The organism is Streptomyces sp. NBC_00341 (assembly GCF_041435055.1).
GTDB lineage: Bacteria > Actinomycetota > Actinomycetes > Streptomycetales > Streptomycetaceae > Streptomyces.
The window spans coordinates 5,860,999-5,878,749 of record NZ_CP108002.1 but is presented as its reverse complement, the minus strand read 5'-3'; the positions used below and the strand labels follow the sequence as shown (position 1 = coordinate 5,878,749).

Annotated in this window: 15 protein-coding genes; 1 reads left to right on the top strand and 14 read right to left on the bottom strand. The window is 70.5% G+C overall.

Annotated elements, in window-relative coordinates; genetic code table 11:
• Positions 1 to 32: 32 nt before the first annotated feature.
• The 8 genes from OG892_RS26645 to OG892_RS26610 form a co-directional block, all read right to left on the bottom strand.
• Positions 33 to 644 carry a response regulator transcription factor gene (locus OG892_RS26645; RefSeq protein WP_073736625.1) on the bottom strand — a complete coding sequence of 204 codons (612 nt, stop codon included), beginning with the start codon at positions 642 to 644 and terminating at the stop codon, positions 33 to 35.
• A complete protein-coding gene (locus OG892_RS26640) occupies positions 641 to 1,804 on the bottom strand; it encodes a sensor histidine kinase (RefSeq protein WP_371631694.1) in 1,164 nt (387 codons plus the stop codon). The genes OG892_RS26645 and OG892_RS26640 overlap by 4 nt, the downstream gene beginning before the upstream one ends.
• 14 nt (positions 1,805 to 1,818) lie before the next feature.
• Positions 1,819 to 2,559, bottom strand: a complete 741-nt coding sequence (locus OG892_RS26635) for an ABC transporter permease (RefSeq protein WP_073736626.1) — start codon at positions 2,557 to 2,559, stop codon at positions 1,819 to 1,821.
• Entirely contained in the window at positions 2,556 to 3,491 is a 936-nt protein-coding gene (locus OG892_RS26630) for an ABC transporter ATP-binding protein (RefSeq protein WP_073736627.1), read from the bottom strand. Before OG892_RS26630 ends, OG892_RS26635 begins: the two co-directional genes overlap by 4 nt.
• A gap of 192 nt (positions 3,492 to 3,683) precedes the next feature.
• On the bottom strand, positions 3,684 to 5,681 hold the full coding sequence (locus OG892_RS26625) for a hypothetical protein (protein WP_371630470.1): 1,998 nt from the start codon (positions 5,679 to 5,681) through the stop codon (positions 3,684 to 3,686).
• Between the two features lie 430 nt (positions 5,682 to 6,111).
• The gene (locus OG892_RS26620) at positions 6,112 to 6,558 is read right to left on the bottom strand and encodes a DUF6113 family protein (RefSeq protein ID WP_371630469.1); all 447 of its coding nucleotides are present in this window, start codon (positions 6,556 to 6,558) and stop codon (positions 6,112 to 6,114) included.
• Positions 6,555 to 7,454 (bottom strand): N-acetyl-1-D-myo-inositol-2-amino-2-deoxy-alpha-D-glucopyranoside deacetylase, encoded by a 900-nt coding sequence (mshB, locus tag OG892_RS26615; RefSeq protein WP_371630468.1) that lies wholly within the window; start codon positions 7,452 to 7,454, stop codon positions 6,555 to 6,557. The genes OG892_RS26620 and mshB overlap by 4 nt, the downstream gene beginning before the upstream one ends.
• A gap of 217 nt (positions 7,455 to 7,671) precedes the next feature.
• Entirely contained in the window at positions 7,672 to 7,866 is a 195-nt protein-coding gene (locus OG892_RS26610; RefSeq protein ID WP_073736631.1) for a hypothetical protein, read from the bottom strand.
• Positions 7,867 to 8,075: 209 nt separating this feature from the next.
• On the opposite strand from OG892_RS26610, the gene OG892_RS26605 reads away from it, so the two are divergent.
• Positions 8,076 to 10,166 carry an alpha/beta fold hydrolase gene (locus OG892_RS26605; protein ID WP_371631693.1) on the top strand — a complete coding sequence of 697 codons (2,091 nt, stop codon included), beginning with the start codon at positions 8,076 to 8,078 and terminating at the stop codon, positions 10,164 to 10,166.
• Positions 10,167 to 10,249: 83 nt separating this feature from the next.
• Here the strand turns inward: OG892_RS26605 and OG892_RS26600 are convergent, their stop codons facing one another.
• From OG892_RS26600 to OG892_RS26575, 6 genes are all read right to left on the bottom strand, one after another.
• A complete protein-coding gene (locus OG892_RS26600; protein WP_371630467.1) occupies positions 10,250 to 11,419 on the bottom strand; it encodes a hypothetical protein in 1,170 nt (389 codons plus the stop codon).
• A 196-nt stretch (positions 11,420 to 11,615) separates the two neighbouring features.
• A complete protein-coding gene (locus tag OG892_RS26595) occupies positions 11,616 to 12,944 on the bottom strand; it encodes an ABC transporter ATP-binding protein (RefSeq protein ID WP_371630466.1) in 1,329 nt (442 codons plus the stop codon).
• On the bottom strand, positions 12,934 to 13,911 hold the full coding sequence (locus OG892_RS26590) for an ABC transporter ATP-binding protein (protein ID WP_024493633.1): 978 nt from the start codon (positions 13,909 to 13,911) through the stop codon (positions 12,934 to 12,936). The genes OG892_RS26595 and OG892_RS26590 overlap by 11 nt, the downstream gene beginning before the upstream one ends.
• 13 nt (positions 13,912 to 13,924) lie before the next feature.
• Positions 13,925 to 14,905 (bottom strand): ABC transporter permease, encoded by a 981-nt coding sequence (locus tag OG892_RS26585; protein ID WP_371630465.1) that lies wholly within the window; start codon positions 14,903 to 14,905, stop codon positions 13,925 to 13,927.
• Positions 14,898 to 15,821 carry an ABC transporter permease gene (locus OG892_RS26580; protein ID WP_024493635.1) on the bottom strand — a complete coding sequence of 308 codons (924 nt, stop codon included), beginning with the start codon at positions 15,819 to 15,821 and terminating at the stop codon, positions 14,898 to 14,900. The genes OG892_RS26585 and OG892_RS26580 overlap by 8 nt, the downstream gene beginning before the upstream one ends.
• Before the next feature lie 276 nt (positions 15,822 to 16,097).
• Positions 16,098 to 17,732, bottom strand: a complete 1,635-nt coding sequence (locus OG892_RS26575; protein WP_073736635.1) for an ABC transporter substrate-binding protein — start codon at positions 17,730 to 17,732, stop codon at positions 16,098 to 16,100.
• Positions 17,733 to 17,751 lie beyond the last annotated feature (19 nt).

The window sequence follows — 17,751 nt, the reverse complement described above, 5'->3', positions numbered from 1 at the left end:
AACTACCGAACTACCGCCCGGCCGAGCCCCGGTCAGAGCCACCCCTTCTCCCGTGCCATCCGGACCGCCTCCGCACGGTTGCGCGCCGCCAGCTTCTGGATCGCCGTGGAGAGGTAGTTGCGGACCGTGCCCTGGGACAGGTGCAGCACCGCGGCGATCTCCGCGTTGGTGGAACCGTCCGCCGCCGTGCGCAGTACCTCGCGCTCCCGGTCGGTCAGCGGGCTGGCCCCGTCCGCGAGGGCGGCGGCCGCGAGGGTCGGGTCGATGACGCGCTCGCCGGCGAGCACCTTGCGTACCACTGCCGCGAGCTGGGACGCCGGGGCGTCCTTCACCAGGAACGCGTCGGCGCCCGACTCCATCGCGCGGCGGAGGTAGCCGGGCCGGCCGAAGGTGGTGACGACGACGACCTTCACGCCGGGGAGTTCGCGGTGCAGCTCGGCCGCCGCCTCGATGCCCGTCATGCCGGGCATCTCGATGTCCAGGAGGGCCACGTCGACCCGGTGTTCCCGGGCCGCGGCAAGCACCTCGTCACCGCGGGCGACCTGCGCGACGACCTCGATGTCGGGTTCCAGGCCGAGGAGCGCCGCCAGGGCTTCGCGCACCATTGACTGGTCCTCGGCGAGGAGGAGTCTGATCATGCTCATTCCGGGAATCCTAGGTCCGATTCGACCGGCACGCTGAGGGTGATGGTGAAGCCCTTCCCGGAACGGGGGTCGGTGGCCCGGGTGGTCAGCGTCCCGTCGACGGTGGCGAGGCGCTCCGCGATGCCGGTGAGGCCGTTGCCGACTGCCGTACCGGAGGCGCCGCGGCCGTCGTCGGAAACGGTGAGTTCGAGGACCCGCCCGTCCAGGGTCTGGCGCGGGGCGAGGGTCACCTCGCAGCTGCGGGCACCGCTGTGGCGTACGACGTTGGTGACGGCTTCCCGCAGGGCCCAGGCAAGCACCTCCTCCGGCTTCTCGGGGAGGTCCTCGGGCGGCTCGGCCGGAATGGCGGCGGTGATCCCGGCGGCGGCGAGCGCGGTCCGGGCACCGGCCAGTTCACCGGGGAGGGTCGGGCGGCGGTAGCCGGTGACCGCGCTGCGCACGTCCACCAGGGCCTGCCGGCTGACCTGTTCGATGTCCGCGACCTGAGCGGCCGCCTGCTCCGGGTGGTCGGGGAGCATCCGCCCGGCCAGTTCGCTCTTGAGGGTGATCAGCGAGAGGGAGTGGCCGAGCAGGTCGTGCAGGTCCCTGGCGAGCCGCAGCCGTTCCTCGTTCGCGGCGAGCTGGGCGACGGTGGCGCGGGCCTCGCGGAGCTGGATGGTGGTGAGGATCATCTGCCGGATGCCCGTCATCGAGAATCCGCCGAGCAGCGCCGGGAAGACCAGCGCCGTGATGATCTCGCGGGGGTGGCCGCCGGTGAGACCGATGGCGACGAGCACGGCGGTGGCCGCGGGGATCAGCCAGCGGGCGGTCCGCAGGGGCAGCGCGGCCCCCGCGGAGACCGAGACGTACACGAACAGGACCAGCCACGAGCTGCCGAGCGTCAGGGACAGCGTGACCGCGAGGGCGCTCAGGAAGGTGAGCGCGATCCGGACCTGTACCGGGCTGAGCATCCTCGGTGAGGGGCGGAAGACGAGGAGCAGGTAGCAGCCGACGAAGACCACCAGTCCGAGGGTGCCGAGCGCGGTCGCCCACGGGGTGTGGGTGCCGTCGGCGAGATCCTTGATCGGAGCGCTCATGAAGGCGAGCCAGACGCCGATCCAGAGGCTCTTGATCGCTATCTGCTTGCGGTTCCCCGGCGGGCGTCCGATACCCATGGACATCTCGTCGTCCTCGTTCACGCCTTCAGGGTGTCCTTACGGTAGAGCCAGGCCGCTCCGCCCGCGAAGAGCAGGAAGTAGACGCAGAGGATGGCGATGTCCTTGGCATGCGGCGCGCCGCCCATCTCGACGGACTGGCCGAGTGCAGCGTACGCGTGCGTGGGCAGCCACTCGGAGATGTTCTGGATCCACTGCGGGAAGGTCGAGGACGGCATCCACAGGCCGCCGAGGATCGACAGCACAAAGTAGATGATCATGGTGATCGGGCGGACCGCGTCACCGCTGGCGATGTAGCCGATGGCGACCCCGAGAGCGGCGAAGACGAGCGAACCCGCCCAGATGAGCCCGGTCAGGGCCAGCCACTGCCAGAGGTCGAACCGTACGTGCTTGGCGGAGGCGGCGACCAGGAAGACGACCACGATGCAGGGCAGGGTGACCATCGCGGCGCTGGCGATCTTGGCCAGGACGTACCCCCGGCTGGGCAGCGCGGTCAGCCGGAGCTGGCGGACCCAGCCCTTCTCGCGCTCCTTGGCGATGCGCTCGCTGTTGCCCATCAGCACGGCGGTCAGCGCGCCGAAGGAGGCCATCGAGACCATGAAGAAGGACTGCAGGGTCAGATCGGTGTGCGGCACCTTGTCGGTGGTGTTCTGGGTGCTGGAGATCAGCACGTAGAGCACCGACGGGTAGATGATCGAGAAGAACATGAACTTCTTGTTCCGCAGGGTGCGGGTCACTTCGAGCTTGATCAGCGTGTTCATCGGGTCCTGGCCTCCTCGGCCTCGGTGATGGCGACGAAGGCCTGCTCCAGCCCGAGACCCGCGACTTCGAGCTCGCGCGGGTAGAGGCCGAGGCCGTAGACGGCGTGCACGGTCGCGTCGGCGTTGTGCGACTGGATACGGACCCGGCGACCGGTGACGTCGAGTGCGGAGAGGAACGGCAGGGCGCGCAGGGCCTCTTCGTCGACCGGACCCTCCAGCTCGAAGGAGATCCGGCGGGCACCGGCCCTGGCCTTGATCTCGGCAGCGGTGCCATCGGCGAGGATCCGGCCCTTGTGCAGGACCAGGACGCGGTCCGCGATGGCGTCGGCCTCTTCGAGGTAGTGGGTGGCGAACAGGACGGTCCGGCCCTGGTCGGCCTGCTCGCGCATGGTGGCCCAGAAGGCGCTCCGGGAGGTGACGTCCATCCCGGTGGTCGGCTCGTCGAGCACGATCAGGTCGTTGGCCCCGGCGGTGGCGAGCGCGAACCGTACGCGCTGCTCCTGACCGCCGGAGAGCTTGTTGACCATGCGCCCGGCGATCGAGGCGATGCCGGCCCGCGCCAGCACCTCTTCCACCGGGTAGGGCCTGGGGTGCAGATCGCAGACGAGTCCGACCAGTTCCCCGACCGTGACCTCCTCCATCAGGCCGCCGGTCTGCAGCATCGCGCCGACCCGGCCGGCCGCGATGGCCGCCTGGGGGGTCGTGCCGAAGAGCCGGACCGTACCGGAGTCGGCGGTACGCAGGCCGAGGAGGAGGTCGAGCGCGGAGGACTTGCCCGCGCCGTTCGGTCCGAGGAGCGCCACCGTCTCGCCGGGGTGCAGGTCGAGCGTGAGCCCGTCCACGGCACGTACGTCGCCGTACGCCTTGCTGACCTGGTCGAAGCTGACCACGGCGGTCTTCGCCCCGGTGGCTTCGGGAGCTTTCGTTGTCATGGGTCCAGCCTGGCCGAGCGGGGTACGCGCGCGGCAGGGTCACGGGTCGTGAATCCGGGATGACAGATGTCATGCCGTACGCGTGACGGGCGCCGCGCGGTGCCGGATGCCGGGGGCCGTACGGGCGGACGACATCGCCCCCGGCCGAAGATCCGGTCGGGGGCGATGTCTGTGGCGCGGTGCGGGGCTGGGTCAGCCGTTGCCGTTCAGGTCGATCGTGACGGTGCGCTCGACGGGGGTCTTGCCCACCAGCGCCCCCTTCATGGCGAAGGCCACGTCGTCCGCGCTGAGCTGGTGCTTCGAACCGTCGCTCTTGGTGATCATGATGCCGTCGAAGACACCTTCGCAGAGGGTGTCGATGGCCTTCTTGTCGTAGTGGTCGACGAGCTTGCCGTCGACCGCCACCATCGAGAGGATCTTCGGCAGCGACCTGTCCGGGCCGAACTGGATCACCTTGGGGCCGGCCTTGATGGTGATCAGGCCGGACATCGCGGGCTCCGCGAACTCCTTCATCGCCCGGTCCAGCTCGGCCTGGCTGATGGTGGGCCGGCGGGTGGTGACGGGCAGCTCGACGCTGGAAGAGCGGCCCGTCTCGACCTGGGCGCGGTAGGCGTCGCGCACCGAGCCCATCGACTGGTTGGCGTCGAGCGCCTTGCCCGCCTTGCCGGGTACGGGGACGGCCTTGCCCGGAACGAACTTGATCGTGCCGTTGCTGGCAGAGCCGGAGGCGCCGGCCAGGTCGGTCAGCGCGACGCCGAGCTTCTCCTGGTCGACCGGGATCACCGGGTCGATGTCACGCTTGCCGCCGAAGAGCGAGCCGATGACCGAGACCGGGTTGTAGTCGCTGCCCGCCGCGGCGCGCACGGTCGCCTGGCTGTCCAGGGAGAGCCCGGCCCTGTCCGGTGCGAGCTGCGTCTTCTTGCCGTCCACACTCAGCTGGAGCGGGGCCTTGGCCCGTTCGCCGAGGGCGGCGTCCAGCTTCTCGACACCGTCCTCCTTGGTGCCGCCGCCGATGTCGACGCCGAGGACGGTGGTGCCCTTGGGGACGTCGGAGTGGTTCATCAGCAGCCCGGCACCGTAGGCGAGCCCGAGCACGCAGACGGCGGCCACGCAGAGCAGGACCAGCTTCGAACGGCCCTTCTTCGCCGGGGCCTTCGCCGCGGCGGGCTCCGGAGCGGTACGGGCGGCGGGCTCGGGCGCCTCCGCGCCGAACCCTCCCGGGCCGGCCGGTCCGGTGCCCATCGGGTTGTCCGGGATCCGCGGAGTGAGATCGGGGCCCTGGAACGGCGACTGGGGCCCCGCCGTGCGGCGCTCCGCCGGTACGACGGGGATGCCGCTGGTCAGCGTGTCACCCGAGACATTGTCACCCGAGCCGGAGCCGGGACCGGCGGCCAGGAACTGCGGGGTGAGCACCGCGGTGTCGTCGGACATCCGCGGCGGAACGCCACCGGCGCCTCCTGGGCCACCGGTACTCCCGGGGCCACCGGGTGCCTGCGGTCCGACCGGTCCGGAGCCCGGTGGCGCGAAGGCCCCGGCGAAGGGGCCCGGTCCGTCGAGGTTCGGGGTGAGCGGGGAGGTGCCGCCGGCCGGTCCCGTGGTGGGCCCGGACGGGCCCGGCGTACGGATGCCGAGGTTCGGCGTGGAGCGCGGCCCGCCGGGGCCGTCCGCTCCGAACTCGCCGGAGCCGGGCGCGCCCGGCTCGCCCGCGCGCTGCGGGCCGTCCGAGAAGTACGGCAGATCGGCACGCGGGGTGCCTGCGGGCGGGGTGCCCGGGTCGCCGCCCGGACCGTCCGACCGGTCCCCGGAACCGGTCGCGGAGAAACCGGCACCGTTCGTCCCGCCGCCGGAACCGGTCGCGGAGAAACCGGCACCATTCGTACCGCCACCCGAACCGGTCGCGGAGAAACCCGCGCCGTTCGTACCGCCACCGGGCGACGGCCGGCCCGTCGAAGCGTTCGCGGAGGCGTCCGCCGGGGCGGCCGCCGGGGGCTTGCGCGGTGCGAACCAGTCGCTGCCGCTCTTCTCCCGGGCCGGCTTCTCCGCGGCGGGTTCCGCCGCGGGGCCGGACTCGTCACCGGGCTCTGACCCCGGCGCCGCGGGGGTCCCCTGTGCGCCGTTGGACGCGGCCGGACCCGGGCGCGGGATGCTGCCGGTGCGCTCGTTGCCGGGGCCGCCGTCCGCGTCGCTCATGGGCGTACGCATGACAACCGGCGGGATCGGACGCGAGCCGGGGATGTTGATCCGGATCCGCGTCGTCAGCGTCGTCTCCGTCCTCGGCTCTTCCGGCTGGGGCGGGTCCGCAGGCTCCGGGGTCTCCTCCGGGGCATCCTGAGAAGGGTGCAGCGACGGATACTGGCGGGATCCGTACGGCGGCGTACCCGAGGGGTACGCGGCTCCTCCGCGGCCCTGGGGCCCGGAGGACGAACTGTCAGTTTCACGACTCAAGGCAGGTTCTCCCGATTGGCTCCGCCGCCCGTACTTCCCCCATGCCGCAGGCCAGGGGACGGCTCGGCGCGCGAACCACCTTACTGGCCGCGGCCGACAGACACCCCGCGACCGGGGGAAACGACTGCGCACCCCCCGGACGGACAGGGGGCATTACGGGATCGGACGTGGCACATTACTTGCCAGGTCGGCCGCTGTCGGCACCCGGTTGGGGTGACCGCGACATGGTGGCACAGATCACAGCGACGGCCATCCCGCCCAGCAGGAAGAGGACGAGGCCCAGTTCGTCACCGAATACATAGTCCCCTTCCGGGCGGCCACCCAGCAGAACGACGATCGAAATCAGCCACCCCGCAGCGGGCACCAGGGCGCCCGGCTGCGTACCCATGAGGCACCGGCCACCGTAGAAGAGTCCGCCGGTCGCCAGCAGCGCCAGCAGCAATCCACCCGGGAACCAGGCGGGTTGGACGAGGGATCCGGCGATACCGACCATCGCGCCGAGCACCGCGAGGCCCAGCAGGGCGGCGATCCGGCGCGGGTCGAGGGGAGCGGCCAGGCCGGTGGCCGGAATGTCCCTCGGGGGCGCGTTGGTCCGCGCGGCCCGCGACCTGCTGCTGCTCACTGGTCCGCCCCCGTCACACCGGCGAAGAGATCGTGTTCCCGCGCTCCGGGAGCCGCACCCGGGGTGCCGCACACCAACTCGTAGTACTCGGTGGTGAGAACAGGCTGGCCAAGATCGTTCGAAAGGGCGAAGAAGGACCCGCTCAGCGCGATCTGGGTGGCGTGCGCCCGCATCGCCGCGGCCTTGGCCGCCGCGTGGGCGGTGCCGTCGATCTCGGTGGTGATCAGGGTGTCGTTCACCACACCCGGCACGTCGTCGAGCGCGGCGATGCCGGGGAAGGTGTCGGGGGCGGTGGCCCGCAGGTTCGCGAAGGCCTCCTCCGCGGTGGTGCGCGGCACCCGGTTCCAGTAGATCTTGGCGATGCTGTGCGGGGCGCCGGAGTCCGCCCGGTACGCGGGGTCCGCTGCCAGTTCGGCGGCGCGCGTCGCGACCCGGTGCGCCTGGATGTGGTCGGGGTGCCCGTAGCCCCCGTCGGGGTCGTAGGTGACCAGGACCTGGGGGCGGACCGAGCGGATCACCTCCACGAGGTACCCGGCGGCCTCGTCCACGTCTGCGGACCAGAAGGCGCCCGGACGGTCGTTCTGCTCCGCGCCCATCATCCCGGAGTCGCGGAACCGGCCGGGGCCGCCGAGGAAGCGGTGGTCGGTGACCCCCAGCTCCTTCATCGCCGCCACGAGTTCGCGCTGCCGCCAGGGCCCCAGGGAGTCGTCCCGGTCGGCGGCCAGGTGTGCGAGCGCGGGCGGGATGACCTCGCCCTCCTCGCCGAGCGTGCAGGTCACCAGCGTGACCAGGGCGCCATCGGCGGCGTACCTGGCCATGGTGGCGCCGTTGTTGATCGACTCGTCGTCGGGGTGCGCGTGCACCAGGAGCAGACGCCGGGCGGGAAGGTCCGTCATGGGGACCACCCTACGAGCCGACGGCTCCGATGGCCGACGGCGCCCACACCCCGGGCGCCGACAAACCGCGGACGCTCGCCACCGTCACGGCCCGCACCGTCACAGTTCGCCACCGTCGCGGCTCGCCAACGTCACAGGTCGCCCCGCCGTCACGGCTCGTCGCCGTCACGGCTCGGCTCGGCTCGGCAGCACCTTCGCAGGCGGACGGCTGCCGCTGTCAGAACTTCAGCCCTCCGATCATGCCCGCCACGTTCGTCGTCACCTCGGAGATCGTGGGCGCGATGGACGAGCTGGCGAGATAGAAACCGAGCAGCATGCAGACCACCGCATGTCCGCCCTTCAGTCCGGATTTCCGGACCAGCAGGAAGACGACGATCGCCAGCAGCACCACCGCCGAAATCGAGAGTGCCACGGCGGTTCACCTCCATCAGTACGGTCGGGACGGGCAGCACGCATGGAGCCAGCAGGTTCATACCCACCGAGCGCTACGGATCATAACTATCCGTGGCAGGGCATTGATCGGGGCACAGCAGCACGAGGGGCGCACGGGCCGGGGGCGGCCGATAGGTTCGGCTCATGACTTCGTCAGAGATCACCTTTCCGCTCCAGCAGGCCCGGACGATGCGATTCACCCTCGGCGCACCCCGCGCCTTCACGGTGTCACCCGATGGTGAGCGGGTGATCTTCCTGCGTTCGGGCTCCGGCACCGACAGCACGAGCCGGCTCTGGGTACTGGACCTGACCGGCGACGGCGCACCGCAGGAGCGCGTGGTGGCCGATCCGGCGGTGCTGCTGGGCGATTCGGCGGAGCGGCTCTCGGCGCAGGAGCGGGCCCGGCGTGAGCGCAGCCGCGAGGGTGCGTCGGGGATCGTGGGCTACGCGCTGGACGCGGCGGCCGAGTTGGCGGCGTTCGCGCTCTCCGGGAAGGTGTACGTCGCACGGCTGCGGGCGGGCACGGCGCGTGCGCTGCCCGTGCCCGGCCCGGTGATCGACCCGCGCCCGTCCCCGGACGGACGACACATCGCATACGTGTCCAAGGGGGCACTGCGCGTCGTGGGGGCCGGGGGCGAGGAGGACAGGGCGCTCGCGGAGCCGGAGGACGCACAGGTCTCCTACGGCCTCGCGGAGTTCATCGCGGCCGAGGAGATGCAGCGCTCGCGGGGCTTCTGGTGGTCGCCCGAGTCGGACCGGCTGCTGGTCGCCCGGGTCGACGACAGCCCGGTGCGGCGGTGGTGGATCTCCGACCCGGTGCATCCGGAGCGCAAGCCCGCCGAGGTCGCGTATCCGGCGGCCGGTACGCCCAACGCGGACGTCCGGCTCTTCGTCGTGGACCTGGCGGGGCAGCGCACCGAAGTGGTGTGGGACCGGGCCCGGTTCCCCTATCTGGCTCGGGTGCACTGGTCCTCTGCGGGGGCGCCGCTGCTGCTGGTGCAGGCCCGTGACCAGCAGAGCCAGCTCCATCTCGCGGTGGACCCGGAGACCGGCGCGACCCGGACCGTGCACGTCGACGAGGACCCGGACTGGCTGGACCTGTTCCCGGGGGTGCCGGCGTGGGCGCCGGACGGACGGCTGGTCCGGATCGCGGACGAGGGCGGGGCTCGGGTCCTCGCGGTCGGTGACCGGCTGCTGACCGGGGCGCAGTTGCAGATCCAGTCGGTGCTGGACATCGGCGGCTCGGACATCCTGGTGGCGGCCTCCGCAGGGGAGACGGCGGCTGCGCCGGAGATCGGCGAGACCCATGTCTACCGGGTCAACGAGCTGGGCGTGGAGCGGGTCTCGGAGGGCGTGGGCGTGCACACCGCGGTCCGGGCCGGCGGGGTGACGGTGCTGGTGTCCACCTCCCCGGACCGGCCGGGAGCGACCGCCCAGGTGCTCCGGGACGGCAAGCGGATCACCACCGTGGCGAACCACGCGGAGCAGCCGGTGCTGTCCGTCCGGGCGCAGTTCACCGAAGGGGGCGCACGGCGGATTCCGTGCGCCGTGCTGCTCCCCACCGGATACAAGGAATCGGATGGTCCGCTTCCGGTTCTGATGGATCCGTACGGCGGGCCGCACGGCCGCCGGGTGGTCGCCACCCACAACACGCATCTCACCTCGCAGTGGTTCGCGGACCAGGGTTTCGCCGTGGTCGTCGCGGACGGCCGGGGCACCCCGGGCCGCTCCCCCGGCTGGGAGAAGGCGGTCAAGAACAACATCGCCCTCACCGTCGACGACCAGGTGGAGGCGCTGCACGCGCTCGCGGGGCGGTTCCCGCTGGATCTGGACCGGGTGGCCATCCGGGGCTGGTCGTTCGGCGGGTTCCTGGCCGGCATGGCGGCGCTGCGGCGGCCCGACGTCTTCCACGCGGCGATCGTCGGCGCCCCGGTGACCGACCAGCGGCTCTACGACACCCACTACACCGAGCGCTACCTCGGGGACCCGGCGAAGCAGCCGCAGGTGTACGCGGACAACTCGCTGGTCACTGACGAGGGGCTGTCGCACGCCGCCGAGCAGGCACGGCCGATGATGATCATCCACGGGCTGGTGGACGACAACGTGGTGGTCGCGCACACACTGCGGCTTTCCTCCGCACTGCTGGCCGCGGGGCGGCCGCACGAGGTGCTGCCGCTGAGCGGGGTGACCCATATGCCCCGACAGGAGAAGGTGGCCGAGAACCTGCTGCTGCTCCAGGTGGACTTCCTGAAGCGGTCCCTGCCGGACCCGGCCGCGTAGGGCCTCCGGAACGCCGGGCCCGGCCGCGTAGGACCTCCGTAGGTACTCCTCCGCACCCGGCCCCGCGCGGAACGCCCTCCCCGCTACCAGCCCGGCGGCGGCTGGGAGGGCGGCGGGGGCGGTCCGAAGCCGCCGCCCTGCGGGTATCCGTATCCCGGTCCCGGGGCGGGCGGCTGCTGTCCCTGGTTCGGGCCGGCGTCGTCCGGTCCGGGGTGCGCCTCGGAGCCGTATCCAGGTGTTCCGTACCCAGGTGTTCCGTACCCAGGTGTTCCGTACCCAGGTGTTCCGTATCCCTGCTGCCCGTACCCCGGCTCCCCGTATCCGGAGCCGTACCCCGGTGCGAACGGGCCGGGGACGTCCGCAAAGCCCCTGGGGGCCAGCGCGATGAGCACCAGGACCGCGACGAACGCCTCGAGGAACCAGCTGGCCATCGTGAGCTGGGACTCGGTCGACAGCGAACCGAAGTGGTCGAACAGTTCGTAGTGCACGGTCAGGGCCACGCCGGACGCCCCGCCGGGCAGCAGCAGCGCGGCGGCCACCAGGCCGAACGGCCTCGAGTGCACGGCGTGGGAGAGCGCGCTCACCCCCGCGAACAGGCAGATCAGGGCGGTCAGTACGCTCGCCCAGCCCACGGGTGGATCGATCAGCCCGTGCACGAGCCGGTCACCGCCCACGTACCAGTCGGGGAAGACCTCCGGGTACTTCACGACCTGGCGGATCTCCCAGGCGACCAGCACCGCGCCGGCCGCGCACAGCAGCAGGAACGCGGTGACAGAGGCGCCCGGTCCCGGCCGGGTGGGCAGTTGCTCATGGGAGCCGTCCGGCGGACGCCGCCCCGCCCCGGCGATGATGAGGAGCGCGATGCCCGCCGCGAGGGCGGCGAAGGCGCAGATCAGCGCCCGGGTGCGCAGGTCGTCCGAGTACGACGACTCCATCGCGCGGCCGCCGATGTTCCAGAGTCCTGGCAGCCGTACGGCGATCGTGACCACTCCGACGGCGACGAGCGCGGTGGCGGCGACGGCGGAGCGGAGCGCGGCGACGGCGGCGACCACGTAGACCACGAGCAGCACAGCGTCCGTGGCCGTGGTCGCGGGCAGCGCGTGCGGGCGGGCGTCGGGGAAACCGGCCCAGTACCGCAGCAGCTGGTCGAACTCCACTGCCCTGATGTCCCGTACGAGCCAGCTCGCGACGATCACCGCCAGCACGCCGCAGAGGACGGAACCCGTGACTCTTGCTCCCCGCGTGAGTATCACACCGGCGATACTCCACCGAGCCCGGCCTCGCGACAAGAGGGCCGTGACGGCGCGGTCCTGTCGGGCGGCCGGCCGGGGGACTTGACGTCCTCCGGCCGGCCCACGGCACCCGCACGGCCGTACGTCGTCCATGCTGACGGGTCCGTATATCGGACGTGCGACAGGCGAGTTGCCCGTGCGTTAACGCGTGTGCGGGTCAGTCGGCCCGGCTGCTGCCGGAGGGCGGCGGCCCCTCGTCGGACTCCGGAGGCCCGGTGTCCCCGGCGTCCCCGGCGTCCGCACCGTCCCCGCCGGGCGGGACCGGCGGTTGCGGGGACGAGGCCGGGGGCCTGCGGGCCTCCTTGTCCACCTGTTCCACGTCCGGACCGGGACCGCCCTCCCCCGGTGTCGCGTCCAGCGTGCCCTCCGGCGGCACCACGCGCTTCTCCTCCGCGAAGTGACAGGCCGAATCGTGCCGGGCCGGGGTGTCCGTCAGCCGGAAGACCGCCGGGACGGCCAGCAGCGGCACCTCCAGCTCGCACCGCTCCTGCGCCTTCCAGCAGCGGGTGCGGAAGCGGCAGCCGGAGGGCGGGTTGGCGGGCGAGGGCACGTCGCCGTGCAGGATGATCCGCTCGCGGTACTCGCGCGCCATCGGGTCCGGCACCGGCACGGCCGACAGCAGTGCCTGGGTGTACGGGTGCGTGGGGTGCTCGTAGATCTCCTCGTCGGTGCCGATCTCCGCGAACCGGCCCAGGTACATCACGCCGACCCGGTCGGAGATGTGACGCACGATCGACAGGTCGTGGGCGATGAACACGTAGCTCAGGTTGAACTCCGACTGGAGCCGGTCCAGCAGGTTGACGACCTGCGCCTGGACGGACACGTCGAGGGCCGAGACCGGTTCGTCCGCCACGATGATCTCGGGGTTGAGCGCGAGGCCGCGGGCGATGCCGATGCGCTGGCGCTGGCCGCCGGAGAACTGGTGCGGATAGCGGTTGATGTACTCCGGGTTGAGACCGACGACGTCGAGCAGGTCCTGGACCTTGCGCCGGCGGTCGCCCTTGGGAGCCACCTCGGGGTGGATCTCGTACGGCTCCCCGATGATGTCGCCCACCGTCATCCGCGGGTTCAGCGAGGTGTACGGGTCCTGGAACACCATCTGGATGTTGCGGCGCACCGCCTTCAGCGCGCGGCCGGACAGCTTGGTGATGTCCTCGCCCTTGTACCGGATCACTCCGGCCGTCGGGTCCTCCAGGTGCACGAGCAGCCGGGCGACGGTCGACTTCCCGCAGCCGGACTCGCCCACGATGCCGAGCGTCTCGCCGGCCGCCAGGTCGAAGGAGACCCCGTCGACCGCCTTGACCGCCCCGATCTGCTTCTTGATCACGATGCCCCGGGTGAGCGGGTAGTGCTTGACGAGGTCGCGCACCTCCAGGATCGGCTCCTTGCCCGCCTGGGCGCTCGTCTCGCGTGACTTGGCCAGCAGGGCGCGTGCCACCTCGCCCTCCTGGCGCGCTTCCCTGCGCCCCGAGTGATCAGCGTGCATCGAGCGTCTCCTTCCAGAAGTAGCAGGCGCTCTGACGGTTCTCGGCCACGTCGAACAGCGGCGGTACGTCGGTGCGGCAGACGTCCTGGGCCATCGGGCAGCGCGGGTTGAAGGCGCAGCCGGGCGGGATGTGCAGCAGGTTGGGCGGCAGCCCCTTGATCGCGTAGAGCTCCCGGCCCTTCTGGTCCAGGCGCGGGATCGAGCGGAGCAGGCCCTGGGTGTAGGGGTGCGCGGGTGCCTGGTAGATGTCGTGGACGGGCGAGGTCTCGACGATCCGGCCCGCGTACATCACGGCGATCTTGTCCGCGACGTCCGCGACAACGCCCAGGTCGTGGGTGATCAGGATCAGGCCCATGTTCAGTTCGCGCTGGAGCTCCGCGAGCAGGTCCATCACCTGGGCCTGGACGGTGACGTCGAGCGCGGTGGTGGGCTCGTCCGCGATGATCAGCGAGGGCTCCAGGGCCAGCGCCATCGCGATCATGATGCGCTGGCGCATACCGCCGGAGAACTGGTGCGGGTAGTTGCCGACGCGTTCCTTGGCGGCCGGGATGCGCACCCGGTCCATCAGCTCGACGGCCTTGGCCTTCGCGTCCTTGCGGGACGCCCCCCGGTGCACCACGAACATCTCGCCGAGCTGCTCCCCCACCGTCAGCACGGGGTTGAGGGAGGAGAGCGCGTCCTGGAAGATCATGGCCATCTCCTGGCCGCGGATCTTCCGGCGCTCCTCCTTCTTCAGTTTGAGCAGGTCGCGGTCCTTGAAGAGGATCTCGCCGCCGCTGATCTTCCCCGGCGGCATGTCGAGGATGCCCATGATCGCCTGTGCGGTGACCGACTTGCCGGAGCCGGACTCACCGAGCACGGCGAGCGTCTCACCCTCGGACACCGAGTAGTTGACCCCGTTGACGGCCTTGGCGACCCCGTCCCGGGTGTGGAACTCCACGTGCAGATCGCGCACTTCGAGCAACATGGCAGCGGACTCCTCAGCGCAGCTTGGGATCGAGGGCGTCGCGCACCGCGTCGCCGAGCATGATGAACGCGAGCACGGTGACCGCCAGCGCGCCGGCCGGCCAGAGGAGCATGTGCGGGGCGTTGCGGATGTTCTGCGAGGCGGACGAGATGTCGATGCCCCAGCTGACCGTGGGGGGCTTCAGTCCGACGCCGAGGTAGGAGAGCGTCGCCTCCAGCGCGATGTACGTGCCCAGCGCGATGGTGGCGACCACGATGACGGGCGCGACCGCGTTGGGGGCGACGTGCCGCAGCAGCATGCGCGAGTTGGACGCTCCGAGGGCCCGCGCCGCCTGGACGTAGTCGTGCTGCTTGGCGGTGATCACCGCGCCGCGGGCGATCCTGGAGATCTGCGGCCAGCCGAGCAGGACCATGAAGCCGATGACCGGCCAGACGGTGTTGCTGGTGACCACGGAGAGCAGGACCAGACCGCCGAGCACCACGGGGATGGCGAAGAAGATGTCCGTGACGCGCGAGAGGATGGCGTCCCAGGCCCCGCCGAAGAAGCCCGCGAGTCCGCCGAGCAGTCCGCCGAGCAGGGCCACGCCGAGCGTGGCGCAGACGCCGACGGTGACGGAGGCCCGCGCCCCGTAGACGACCCGGGTGTAGACGTCGCAGCCCTGCGCGTTGAACCCCATGGGGTGGCCCGGCTGGGAGCCCTGCTGGGCCTTGGCCAGGTCGCATTTGAGCGGGTTGCCGGACGCGATGAGCGAGGGCCAGATCGAGATGATGACCAGGAAGACGATGATCAGGGCCGAGGCGATGAAGACGGGGTTGCGCCGCAGGTCGCGCCAGGCGTCGGCCCACAGGCTCCCGGCCCGTTCCCTGGGCGCGCCGCCCTCCGGGCCCTCCGGTGTGCCCTCCAGGGTGGTGCCCTCGCTCATGGCCAGGTCCGCCGCTCCGCCGGCACCGGTCCCGGCGATCGCGTTCTGGGGCTCGGGCTGAGGTTCAGGCATAACGGATCCTCGGGTCGAGTACGGAGTACAGGAGGTCGACGACCAGATTCGCGATGAGGAAGACCAGCACCAGGATGGTCGCGAAGCCGACCACGGTCTGGGTGTTCTGCCGCAGGATGCCCTGGTAGATCTGGTATCCGACGCCATGGATGTTGAAGATGCGCTCGGTGACGATCGCACCGCCCATCAGCGCGCCGATGTCCGTACCGATGAAGGTGACGACCGGGATCAGCGAGTTGCGCAGCAGGTGGCGCACGATGACGCGGCGCCTGGGCAGTCCCTTCGCCACGGCCGTGCGGACGTAGTCGGCGCGGGAGTTCTCCGCGATCGACGTCCGGGTGAGGCGTGTGACGTAGGCCAGGGAGACCGACGCGAGCACCAGGCCGGGCAGGATGAGCTCGTCGAACGGCGCTTCCGAGGAGACCGTCGGGGAGATGACGGACCATTTCACCCCGAGCAGGTACTGGAGTACGTAGCCGGTGACGAAGGTGGGGATGGCGATCACGACGAGCGTCGCGACCAGGACCGAGTTGTCGACGACGCGGCCCCGCCGGAGTCCGCTGATGACGCCGAGCGTGACGCCCACGATGATCTCGAACAGGATCGCGACGATGGTCAGCCGCAGGGTGACCGGATAGGCGGACGCCATCAGCTCGGTGACCTTCTGTCCGTTGAAGGCGGTACCGAAGTCACCGGTGAACACATTGCCCATGTAGGTCAGGTATTGCTGCCAGACGGGCTTGTCCAGGCCGAATTCCTTCTGCAGCTGGGCGGCCGTCGTCGGGTCGCACTGCCGGTCGCCGCAGAGGCCCGCGATCGGGTCGCCCATCACGTTGACCATCAGGAAGAGCAGCAGCGTTGCTCCGATGAAGACCGGAATCATCTGGAGCAGACGACGGATCACATAACGCCCCATGTCACCCTCCGCGCATCGATCGGGCAGTGGACTCCGGCCGGCGCTCGCTCCGCGGTGGATCGGGACCTGATGAACGGTCGCATCACGCGGTCACCTCCCTGTTGCCGTGAACCAAATAACATCCCATTTCACACGAAATAGCACCTTCTGTGCACCCTCACGGGAACACGGACGCACCGGAAGGGGCCAACCGTGTGACGGGCCCAGGGACCGGCGGAACGCACCGCGGCCCGGCACGCCCTCACGGGGTGCCGGGCCGGGAGGACCGCTACCGGGTCACTTGACCTTGATCTCGCTGTAGACCGGCACGCTGAACGGGTTCAGCGCGACGTTCGAGACGTTCGTGGAGTAGCCGGCGCTGCCGTTCTGGTACCAGAGGGGAATGGCCGCCATGTTGTCCCGGACCACCGCTTCGGCGTCCTTGAAGGTCTTGACCGCCTTGGCCTTGTCGGACTCGGCGTTGGCCTTGTTGACCAGGTCGTCGAACTTCTTGTCCGTCCACTTCCCGTCGTTGGAAGAGGCGTTGGTGTAGTAGAGCGGCTGCAGGAAGTTCTGGATGAGCGGGTAGTCCATCTGCCAGCCCGCGCGGAAGGGGCCGGTCATCTTCTTCTGCGTGATCTTGTTGCGGAAGTCCGCGAAGGTGCCCGTCGGGCTGCCCACGCAGGCCTTGTCGTTGCCGAGCGCGTTGTTGATGCTGTTGCAGACCGCGTCCACCCAGTCCTTGTGGCTGCCCGTGTCGGCGTTGTAGCCGATCTTGACCTGGCCGCCGGGGATGCCGCCGCCCTGGGAGACGAGCTTCTTGGCCTCCGCGGGGTTGTAGTCGCACAGGCTGCCGCAGAAGCCGGCCTGGTATCCGCCCGCGTCACCCAGCACCGGGGAGGTCCAGTCCGTGGCGGGAGTCCGCGTCTTGTTGAAGATCGTCTCGGTGATCTGCTTGCGGTTGATGGCCATGGAGAGGCCCTTGCGGACCTTGTCGCTGTCCGCCTTGTCCCACGCCTTGTCGTAGAACGGGAAGGCCAGGGTCTGGATGATGCCCGCCGGGGTGTTGATGTAGCGGTCGCCGAGGTCCGCCTTGACGTTCTTGAGCTGCGCGGCGGGGACGTCGTCCACCAGGTCGAGGTTGCCGGCCACCAGGTCGGTGTAGGCGGTGTTGTTGTCGGTGTAGACCTTGAGGTCGATGCCACCGTTCTGCGCCTTGTCGGACCCGGGGTACTTGTCCCACTTGCGCAGGGACATCTGCGAGCCCTTGGTGTACGACTTGATGGTGTAGGGCCCGTTGCCGACCGGCTTCTTCAGGTAGGCGGCATGGTCGTCGAAGAAGATCTTCGGCAGCGGGGCGAACGCCGCGTAGCCCAGCGTTTCCGGCCACAGCGAGAACTTCTGGTTGAGCTTGACGGTGAACGTCCTGGCACCGGTGACCTTCAGCCCGGACATCGTCCCGGCGGCCTGGGCACCGGAGTCCGGGTGCACCTTGTCGTAGCCGTCGATCTGGCCGAAGAAGTAGGCGTTCTTCTGGTTGTTCTTGAGGCTCGCGCCGTAGTTCCACGCGTCCACGAAGGACTTGGCGGTGACCTTCTCGCCGTTGGAGAACGTCCAGCCGTCCTTGACGGTGATGTCGAAGGTCTTCGAGTCGGTCGTGGCGATCTTCTCCGCCAGCATGTCCTCGGCGGCGCCGGTCTTGGGGTTGTACCGCTTGAGACCCCGGAAGACCATGTCGAGGACCTTGCCACCCTGCACCTCGTTGGTGTTGGCGGGCTCCAGCGGGTTCTGCGGGTCACCCCACGAGGAACTCACCACCCCATTGGCACCACCACCGCCGCCACCGCTGTCGCCCCCGCCGCCGCAGGCGGTCGCCGCCAGGGCGACGGCGACCGCGCATGCTGCCCACTTCGCCTGTGTGGCTCCGCGCATGGAGTGCCTCCTCGTAGTG

Excerpts from the sequence above, each read along its gene's own strand:
- OG892_RS26635 (WP_073736626.1), bottom strand. The coding sequence starts at position 2,559 with ATGAACACGCTGATCAAGCTCGAAGTGACCCGCACCCTGCGGAACAAG.
- OG892_RS26605 (WP_371631693.1), top strand. The coding sequence starts at position 8,076 with ATGCGATTCACCCTCGGCGCACCCCGCGCCTTCACGGTGTCACCCGAT.
- OG892_RS26580 (WP_024493635.1), bottom strand. The coding sequence starts at position 15,821 with ATGGGGCGTTATGTGATCCGTCGTCTGCTCCAGATGATTCCGGTCTTC.
- OG892_RS26645 (WP_073736625.1), bottom strand. The coding sequence starts at position 644 with ATGAGCATGATCAGACTCCTCCTCGCCGAGGACCAGTCAATGGTGCGC.
- OG892_RS26585 (WP_371630465.1), bottom strand. The coding sequence starts at position 14,905 with ATGCCTGAACCTCAGCCCGAGCCCCAGAACGCGATCGCCGGGACCGGT.
- OG892_RS26575 (WP_073736635.1), bottom strand. The coding sequence starts at position 17,732 with ATGCGCGGAGCCACACAGGCGAAGTGGGCAGCATGCGCGGTCGCCGTC.
- mshB (WP_371630468.1), bottom strand. The coding sequence starts at position 7,454 with ATGACGGACCTTCCCGCCCGGCGTCTGCTCCTGGTGCACGCGCACCCC.
- OG892_RS26630 (WP_073736627.1), bottom strand. The coding sequence starts at position 3,491 with ATGACAACGAAAGCTCCCGAAGCCACCGGGGCGAAGACCGCCGTGGTC.
- OG892_RS26590 (WP_024493633.1), bottom strand. The coding sequence starts at position 13,911 with ATGTTGCTCGAAGTGCGCGATCTGCACGTGGAGTTCCACACCCGGGAC.
- OG892_RS26640 (WP_371631694.1), bottom strand. The coding sequence starts at position 1,804 with ATGTCCATGGGTATCGGACGCCCGCCGGGGAACCGCAAGCAGATAGCG.
- OG892_RS26625 (WP_371630470.1), bottom strand. The coding sequence starts at position 5,681 with ATGAGCGACGCGGACGGCGGCCCCGGCAACGAGCGCACCGGCAGCATC.
- OG892_RS26595 (WP_371630466.1), bottom strand. The coding sequence starts at position 12,944 with ATGCACGCTGATCACTCGGGGCGCAGGGAAGCGCGCCAGGAGGGCGAG.